Raw genomic sequence first — 8484 nt, forward strand, 5'->3', positions numbered from 1 at the left:
GACCTTTAGCCAATGCGCCGACTTTAGTTGCAACGTTTTCGCCGTTTTTGAACACCATCAGGGTAGGGATGCCGCGAACGCCGAATTTGGCAGGAGTGGCTTCATTGTCGTCGATGTTGATTTTAACGACTTTCAGACGGCCTTGGAATTCGGAGGCAATGTCGTCCAAGATTGGGGCGATCATTTTGCAAGGGCCGCACCATGGTGCCCAGAAGTCCAGCAATACAGGTACGTCGGATTTCAAAACGTCTTGTTCGAAGCTGGCATCGCTGGCGTGGATAATCAATTCGCTGCTCATGTTGTTTCCTTTTAAATCGGGATTAATAAATATGTTGTTCAGAATAGTGGCAGACAGGGAAAATTTCAAGTGCCGCCACCCGGTAATAGTTTTTTTGAAATGCGTCTATCGTAATCTTTAAAGATTCAGACGGCCTCTTGAACCATGTGGCCGGAGTGTGCAATCAAATGGCGCGTGTAGTCGCTGCTTGGATTGGCAAACACGTTTTCACATTCGCCTTCTTCAACGATTTTGCCGTCTTTCAACACCATCACACGGTGGGAAATGGCGCGGATGACGGCGAGGTCGTGGCTGATGATGATGAAGGCGAGGCCGTATTCTTTTTGCAGGCCGCTGAGCAATTCAAGGATTTGTTGTTGCCATTGGACATCAAGCGCGCTGGTTGGTTCGTCCAAAACGAGGATTTTCGGGCGGACAATGATGGCGCGGGCGATGGCGAGGCGTTGGCGCTGGCCGCCGGAGAATGCGTGCGGATAGCGTTCGAGTGCATCTTCGGGCAGGCCGACTTGTTTGAGGACTTCTTGAACGCGGCGGCGCATTTCTTCGCGCGGCATTTCAGGTTCGTGTACGCGCAAGGCTTCGGAAACGGTATCAAAGACGTTCATGCGCGGATTGAATGCGCCGAACGGGTCTTGGAACACCATTTGGATTTCGCGGCGCAGTTCATGTCGCCATGGCTCGCCGTTGATGTTCAGGCTGCCTTCGGAATCGATAAGGTGCATAACGGCTTTGGCCAGCGTGGTTTTGCCGCAGCCACTTTCGCCGATAATGCCCAATGTTTCCCCCGATTTGAGATCGAAAGAAACGGGGTTGAGAATGGTTTTGTCGCGTTTTTTAAACCAGCCGTCTGATTCTTTGACGGAAAAAGCGATTTGTTCGGCCTTAAGGACGGTGGCAGGATTTTCAGGCAATGGGGCCACTCGGCGCGTTGTGCCGGCGTTGAGCAACATTTTGGTGTATTCGTGCTGAGGATTGGCGAAGACTTCGGCTGCTTTGCCGGTTTCGAGAATGCGGCCGTCACGCATAACGGCGACATCGTCGGCAAAACGGCGCACAAGGTTTAAGTCGTGCGTAATGTAGAGCATGGTCATGCCGTGTTCTTCCTGCAGGCGTGAGAGCAGGTCGAGAATTTGGGCTTGGACGGCAACGTCCAAAGCGGTGGTCGGTTCGTCGGCAATCAGGAGCTTGGGCTGGGCTGATACGGCCATGGCAATCATGGCGCGTTGGCGTTGGCCGCCGGAAAGTTGGAAAGGATAGGCCTGGGCTTTTTGCTCGGGCTGGTGGATGCCGGTTTCGTCCAGGAGTTCGATAGCACGCGCCCATGCCTGTTTTTTATCCAAACCCAAATGCAGGGACAGAACTTCGGCGATTTGTTCGCCGACGCGCATGACGGGGTTGAGGGCGGTCATGGGTTCTTGAAACACCATGCCGATTTCGCAGCCGCGCAGTTTTTGCAGGGCGCGTTCGGGCTGGGTCAGCAGATCGGTTCCGCAATATTTCAGACTGCCTTCAAAAGTAACCATCGGATTGAGGCGCATAATGCCTTGCGACAATACGGTTTTGCCGCTGCCACTCTCGCCGACCAATGCCAGTTTGCGGCCGGGTTGCAAGGTCAGGTTGATATCGTGCAGGACTTGCTTGCTCGGAAAGGAGCCGTTTAGGTTTTCGATTTCGAGTATCGGTGTCGTCATGGTCGTGGCCGTCTGAAAAGGTTTGTGGAATACAGGTTGTTTTCAGACGGCCTGCATGAATCAAGAGGCCGTCTGAAACAGCGGTTTAGTCTTGAAACTGTTCTTTGAGTTTGCGTTTTAACACTTTGCCGGTCGCATTGCGCGGCAGCTCGTCTTGGAAGATGATTTGTTTGGGGATTTTAAAGTTTGCCAACAGGCCGCGCAGGTGGCTGCGGACTTCGGCTTCTTCCAGTTTCATGCCTTCTTTGAGTTGGATAAAGGCAATGATTTCTTCATCGGCATATTGGTCTTTCACGCCGATTACGGCAGCGGCCTCCACGGCTTCAAGCTTGTAGATGGCTTCTTCGATTTCGCGCGGATAGACGTTTTGGCCTTTGGAGATAATCAGGTCTTTTTTGCGGTCAACGATGAAGATAAAGCCGTCTTCGTCTATGGTGACGAAGTCGCCGGTTTTCAGCCAACCGTTGACGATGGTTTCATCTGTGGCGTCAGGCATATTGAGGTAGCCCTGCATGACCGAGCCGCCTTTGATGATGAGTTCGCCCACTTCGCCGCGCGGCACTTCGATCAATTCGTCATCGACGGCTTTCACGGTCAAACCGGGCAGGGCGACACCGACGCTGGCGGTTTTTTGGCGCTCAGGCGTATTGACGGCCACAACGGGCGAGCATTCGCTCAAGCCGTAGCCTTCCAGTAATTTGGCGCGCGGGAATTTGGCTTTGAAGTCGTCAATGGTTTGTCCGGCCAGAGGCGCGCCGCCGCTGATAAACAGACGGACGCGGTTGAACCATCTGAAATACCAAGGGATTTTGGCTTTGCTCATGGCAGTGTAAATAGCCGGTACGCCGAGGAAAATGGTAGCGCGTTTGAGCAAAACCTGTTTCAACACGTTGGAGAACGGGAAGACAGATTTGACCAAAATAATCGAGCAGGCTTGAGATATCGGCAGCAAAACCATGGCAGTCAGCGTAAAGCTGTGGAACATAGGCAAGAAGACGACGAAGCGGTCTTTTTGCGAAATTTGGAAAATTTGTTCGATACCTGAAAGGTTGGAAAACAGGTTGCTGTAACTGATTAATGCGCCTTTTGGGTGGCCGGTTGTGCCGGAGGTGTAGATAATGTGCGCCAAATCGTTGACGGACGGCTGACGGCTCAGATTCGGCTTGCCGGGGAATGTACGCGCGGCATCGAAATAGCTGTCATCGCCACTGGCGGCGTTGGTTTCGCCAATCCAGATGATTTTATTGACTTTGGTTTTGGCTTTGATGTTTTTGAGTTCTTTGGCCAACGGCGCGGAGGCGAACATAAAGCGTGCGCCGCAGTCATTGAGGATGTAGGAAAATTCTTCGCTTTTCAAAAAGACATTGAGTGGGACGGCTACCGCGCCGATGGAAGTAATGGCGAAATAGGCGGCAATAAATTCGGGAGAGTTGGAAACGACAAGGGCAACCCTGTCGCCATATTGTACGCCTTGGTGTTGCAGATAGGCGGCGACGGTTTCTACTTCACGTTTGAGGGAGGAATAGCTGATTTTTTCTTTATCGTTGAAAATGACCGTGCCTTTACCGTTTTTTTGGCAGGCTGCAGTCAGCATAGCGTAAAAATTAGGGTGGGTGTGCATTTCGGAGTTTGTGTCCATATTGTGTCGATTGATGTACGGTTTCGATGAACCGTTTATTTCGAAGGATAGGTTTTACATCCTATCGGTAAAATAAGCAAGAGGCCGTCTGAAAATACTTTCAGACAGCCTCTTGCTTTGTCGGGCTTAGGAAAGCAATATTTTGAATTTAAATTCATTTATTGTGTTGATGGAAATATTCGCATTCTTCAAAAGTCTGCCGTTCGGAAGATAGCGCAAGCCGATTGCGTTTCTGTCTCAAGCCATTTCGAGTTTACCGTTGAGTTTGAGGCAGAATCCTGATGACGGATTGGCAGAGCCAATGTTTAGAGACTTTGAGACCTAGCCATTGTTCAGACGGCCATCGGGTACTTTCTTAAACAGGCGATAGAAATTGTCGCTGGTGTTTTGTGCCAATGTTTCCAAGTTCTCGCCGCGCAGATTGGCTAAGAACTCAGCCGTATAGCGGACGTAGGACGGCTCGTTTTGTTTGCCGCGTTTGGGAACCGGCGCGAGGAAGGGTGCATCGGTTTCTACCAAGATTCTATCGGCAGGGACGAATTTGGCGGCTTCCTGTATCAGCGGTGCGTTTTTAAACGTCACAATGCCGGAGAAGGAAATGTATAACCCTAAATCCAAAGCGGCTTTGGCAAAGGCGACGTCTTCAGAGAAGCAGTGGATCACGCCGGAGTTGGTGTGGCACTCTTTCAAAATCCGCAATGTGTCTTCGGCCGCATCGCGCGTGTGGACGATAACGGGTAGGCCGCTTTCGTTGGCGGCTTGGATATGGTCGGCAAAGCGTTGATGCTGCCATGACAAATCGCCTTTGCACCAGTAATAGTCCAAACCGGTTTCGCCGATACCGACGATTTTGGGATGTTTGGCCGCTTCTACCATTTCGGCAATGGTAAATTCTTCTGCTTCTTGGCTGTCGGGATGTATGCCGATGGTGCAGTAGATGTGGTCGTTTGCCTGAGCAATGTCGAATACTTCGGCAAAACTTTGTTTGCTGACGCTGATGGCAAGCGCCTGCTTGACGCTTTGCGCTTCCATGTTGGCGAAGACTTCGGGCAGGCGGTCTTTTAAGCCGTCAAAGTTGAGATGGCAATGTGAATCGATTAAATACATGGTATTACAGGGTAAAAGTAGTGCGGTCGCTGCGCAGGCGCGGGCCAAGTTCGGCTTCGATCAGGTTTTTTGCCTGTAGGCAGCTTTCGTGTTCGGAGAATGCAAGGCCTACGCCTTTGGGACGGTGGGCTGAAGTGCGTGCCGGATTGATCCAAACGACTTTGGTTGGCAGGAAGCGTTTGGGATAGTCGGCGATTTCGACGGCCAAGAGGATGTCTTCGCCTAGTGAGAATACGTCATCTGTCGGTACGAACAGGCCGCCGTGTTCTAAAAACGGCATATAGCAGTTGTACAACAGATTGGGGTCTTTGAGTTGCAAAGCCAACATCTTCGCCGGAATGTCTTTTTTATTCATCATTGATTACCTGTTAGGGTTTGTTTTGCCAAAAATCTAAATATTCGATAAGCAGATACTCAAGCTGCATTTTAACACTCAAGGTATGGTATCCGTAAGGGTTGAGCGCGTTCAGACGGCCCAATAGGGCAAACAGCTTGCGTGAATCGGTTTTAGAGGCCGTCTGAAGCAGGGCTTGGGCATGGTGTGGATAATAAAGCGGCGCCATATTTTGTTGTGCTAAGCCGACATCCATCAGCCACTTTTGCAGCCAGTCGATGAAAACGGCCAGCGGTTGTTTTTGTTTGTCGAACGCGGCGGCGTAGTCGAGTATAGCCAACAGGCGCGGTGCAGCTAACAGCGTCAGCAACTCTTCACGCAATGCGTCCAATTCGGGAGTCGGTGTAAATAAAGGCGCGCCGCTGTGGAATGCCAACAAGGCTTCGGCATTTTCCACGCCCTGTTGACGCAGGTATGCCGCAGCCTGCTCATGGGTAGGCGAGGGCAGCACCATCTGGCGGCAACGGCTTTTGATGGTGGGCAGGAGTTTGTCGCGCGCATGGGTAACGAGCAGGAAAACGACGTGTTGCGGCGGTTCTTCCAAAGCTTTCAACAAACCGTTTGCCGCCTGTGTATTCATGCTTTCCGCCGGATGTACCAATACCACGCGCAGGCCGCCTCGGACAGCGGTCAGGTAAATGTTTTCCACAATATCGCGCACGGCATCGATTTTGATTTGCAGGAGTTTGCGTCCCGTTGCCTCGCCTTCGGGCATTTCCGGCGTGAGTTCGTAAAAGTCGGGATGCGTGTTTTGGCTGAACAAATGGCACGAAGCGCACTCGCCGCAGGGTTCATGGCCGGACTTGGGCGATTCGCACAGCAATGCCTGCGCGACAAAGCGGGCAAACTCGGTTTTGCCGGTATTTTCTTTGCCGGTAAACAGCCAAGCGTTAGGTCGGTTTTGCCAATGGGCGGCGAGCTGTTGCCATTGGGTTTCATGCCATGGATAAATCATATCGTTTGGGAACTATTAGGTAGGTAGTTATTATACTCTCAGGCCGTCTGAAAAAGGTTTCAGACGGCCTTTAATAAACTGCCTAAAAATTAATCAAATATATTTTTGCTTTGAAATATCAATTGTTAAGTTTACTTATTCACAGCCTTTGCACATGCTTATTTAGGGGAAATGTGCATTTTGTTTGGCGGTAAAGTTGTGCTTAAAATTTAGGCAGATGTGTTTTTTAATGTTAAATCAGACAGTAATCTGATTTATGCACAAACTGTCCACGCGATTGAACAGTGAAAATGTGCATGGTGGGGAGACATTTCAGACGGCCTTATTTGCTGATTTTCAACAAAGCGGTCAAATCCCCGATAAATTTCGGTTCCCGTTTGATGAGGTAAACAATCAACGGAATATTACCTACGGCAACAATCAAATACAGCAGCGTGATGCTGTCGAACAACATCAGCAAAACCGCGCTCAAAATGGCAGCCGACACCATAAACACGCCGTTGATGATGTTGTTGGCGGCAACAGCATGGGCGCGGAAGGTTTCGCTGCTGGCAGTTTGCAGCCAAGTGTAGAGCGGTACGGAGAAGAAGCCGCCGAAAAAGCCGATGGCCGACATCACGAGCATAATCGGATACGCCTTGGCTTGCGATAAAAACCAAATAATGCCGTTTAATTCGGTAAAGCGTTGGCCTTGGGTCAGCCACACCAGCAATAATCCACAGACCGTCAGCCCCAGAGTGCCGATGGTAACCAAGCCCAAAATCAGGCGCTCATGGCTGAGTTTGGCGCATAACACCGAGCCGATGGCGATACCGATGGAGAACAGCGCCAACATCAGGTTGAACACATTATCGTTGCCGCCCAAATGGATTTGCGTGAACGTCGGTAGTTGGGTGGTATAAACCGAGCCGATAAACCAAAACCATGAAATACCGATGATGGACGTGAATACGGGACGATTGGCCGCCGCTTCACGAATCAGTGAATTCGTGCCTTTGATGATGTTCCATTCGATTTTTGTGTCCGGCATTTTAGCGGGTACAGACGGCATAAACAGGCTGGTCATCGTACCGCCGATGGCGACCAATAACACCAAACTGCCGACAATATACGGCGGAACACCTGCGACTGCGGTGCCCAAAATTTGGCCGAGCAAAATGGCGATAAACGTACCCGATTCAATCAGGCTGTTGCCCATAATCAGCTCTTTGTCGTTGAGGTAATCGGGCAAAATGGCATATTTCAGAGGGCCGAACAAAGTCGATTGCGTACCCATGCAAAACAGGCAGATTAAAAGCAAAGGCGCGGATTGAATATAGAAGCCATATGCTGCCACTGCCATAATGATGATTTCCAACAGCTTGATCCAGCGCGCTAAAACGGCTTTATCGAATTTGTTGCTCAGCTGTCCTGACAGTGCGGAAAACAGGAAGTAGGGCAGAATAAACAGCATTGCGCCCAAATTCAGCATTTGGCTGGGCGGCAGAAAGTCGTTTTTACCCAAACCGTAAAAACTGATCATCACGAATAATGCGGTTTTGAACATATTATCGTTCAACGCGCCCAAAAACTGCGTCCCAAAGAGCGGCGCAAAACGGCGGGTCGTGTGGAAATTCAGATTGTCTTTTTTAAGGCTCATTGTTTGGATTCTTTGTCTTCGTCTTTTTCGATCAGTTTTTCAGTGGAGTCGTCATCCATCAAAATGCGGTGCGCAGGTCCTTCAAGGTCGTCAAACTGTCCGTTTTTACCCGACCACCAGAAAAACCAGCCGATGATGAAGGCCAAAATAATGCTGATGGGGACAAGGATAAACATACTTTCCATTACATCGCTCCGGTCAAATCGGTCAGGATAAAGGTTTTACCGCTAATGGTCAGGTATTCGTTGCGCAACGAACCGATATTTTTATCGTCAAAAAACAGTTCGATACGGTCTTTAACCACGCGCCAGTATTGCGGGATATCGGTTTGCTCAAAAGGCGACAATACCGCCGCTTCGGCTGCGTCTTCACTTTGCAGCTTGATTACAAAGCGTCCGCTTTGCGGCGGATTTTGCGATTCATCGTCTGCCAGCATAATGAAAAATCCGGCGTGTTCGCCGTCTTGAGTGTGGATACTGAAATAATGCATATCGGTAAATTTTCAAAACCGTCGTCATTTTTTCAGACGGCCTAAAATAAAATTCCGTCCATTTTACATCAAATATTAAGTCAAGCAGCCGATTACATTTTTTGTTAGAATACGACGTTTACTTTGTTAATCTGTTCAGACCGCTACCCACTACGTCCCACAAGGGGTGCAACCCAGCCGGAGCAGCAGTAAGGCCCCGACAAAAAATGCCGTCTGAAACCTCAAGGAGCATAAAATGACACAAAAATTAAACTTGGTTTTGAACTGCGGC

General features: G+C 50.0%; 9 protein-coding genes. All 9 read right to left on the reverse strand.

The features are described from left to right. On the reverse strand, nucleotides 1–298 hold a 298-nt coding region (gene trxA, locus Q1M25_RS06085), incomplete at its 3' end, for a thioredoxin TrxA (protein WP_300482943.1). Nucleotides 299–423: 125 nt separating this feature from the next. Beyond that, entirely contained in the window at nucleotides 424–1989 is a 1566-nt protein-coding gene (locus Q1M25_RS06090; RefSeq protein WP_150537551.1) for an ABC transporter ATP-binding protein, read from the reverse strand. Between the two features lie 85 nt (nucleotides 1990–2074). Continuing rightward, entirely contained in the window at nucleotides 2075–3628 is a 1554-nt protein-coding gene (locus tag Q1M25_RS06095) for a fatty acid--CoA ligase (protein WP_070625821.1), read from the reverse strand. A 321-nt stretch (nucleotides 3629–3949) separates the two neighbouring features. After that, entirely contained in the window at nucleotides 3950–4735 is a 786-nt protein-coding gene (locus tag Q1M25_RS06100; protein ID WP_300482948.1) for a TatD family hydrolase, read from the reverse strand. Nucleotides 4736–4739: 4 nt separating this feature from the next. After that, nucleotides 4740–5093, reverse strand: a complete 354-nt coding sequence (locus Q1M25_RS06105; RefSeq protein WP_003682949.1) for a PilZ domain-containing protein — start codon at nucleotides 5091–5093, stop codon at nucleotides 4740–4742. A 10-nt stretch (nucleotides 5094–5103) separates the two neighbouring features. Continuing rightward, a complete protein-coding gene (locus Q1M25_RS06110) occupies nucleotides 5104–6084 on the reverse strand; it encodes a DNA polymerase III subunit delta' (protein ID WP_300482953.1) in 981 nt (326 codons plus the stop codon). A 322-nt stretch (nucleotides 6085–6406) separates the two neighbouring features. Then, entirely contained in the window at nucleotides 6407–7723 is a 1317-nt protein-coding gene (locus Q1M25_RS06115) for an MFS transporter (RefSeq protein ID WP_107723475.1), read from the reverse strand. Then, nucleotides 7720–7908 (reverse strand): cbb3-type cytochrome oxidase assembly protein CcoS, encoded by a 189-nt coding sequence (ccoS, locus tag Q1M25_RS06120; RefSeq protein WP_003681462.1) that lies wholly within the window; start codon nucleotides 7906–7908, stop codon nucleotides 7720–7722. The genes Q1M25_RS06115 and ccoS overlap by 4 nt, the downstream gene beginning before the upstream one ends. Continuing rightward, on the reverse strand, nucleotides 7908–8213 hold the full coding sequence (locus tag Q1M25_RS06125; RefSeq protein ID WP_049344144.1) for a hypothetical protein: 306 nt from the start codon (nucleotides 8211–8213) through the stop codon (nucleotides 7908–7910). The genes ccoS and Q1M25_RS06125 overlap by 1 nt, the downstream gene beginning before the upstream one ends. Nucleotides 8214–8484: the final 271 nt, after the last annotated feature.

The organism is uncultured Neisseria sp. (assembly GCF_951230505.1).
In the GTDB taxonomy this organism is placed as follows: Bacteria; Pseudomonadota; Gammaproteobacteria; order Burkholderiales; family Neisseriaceae; genus Neisseria.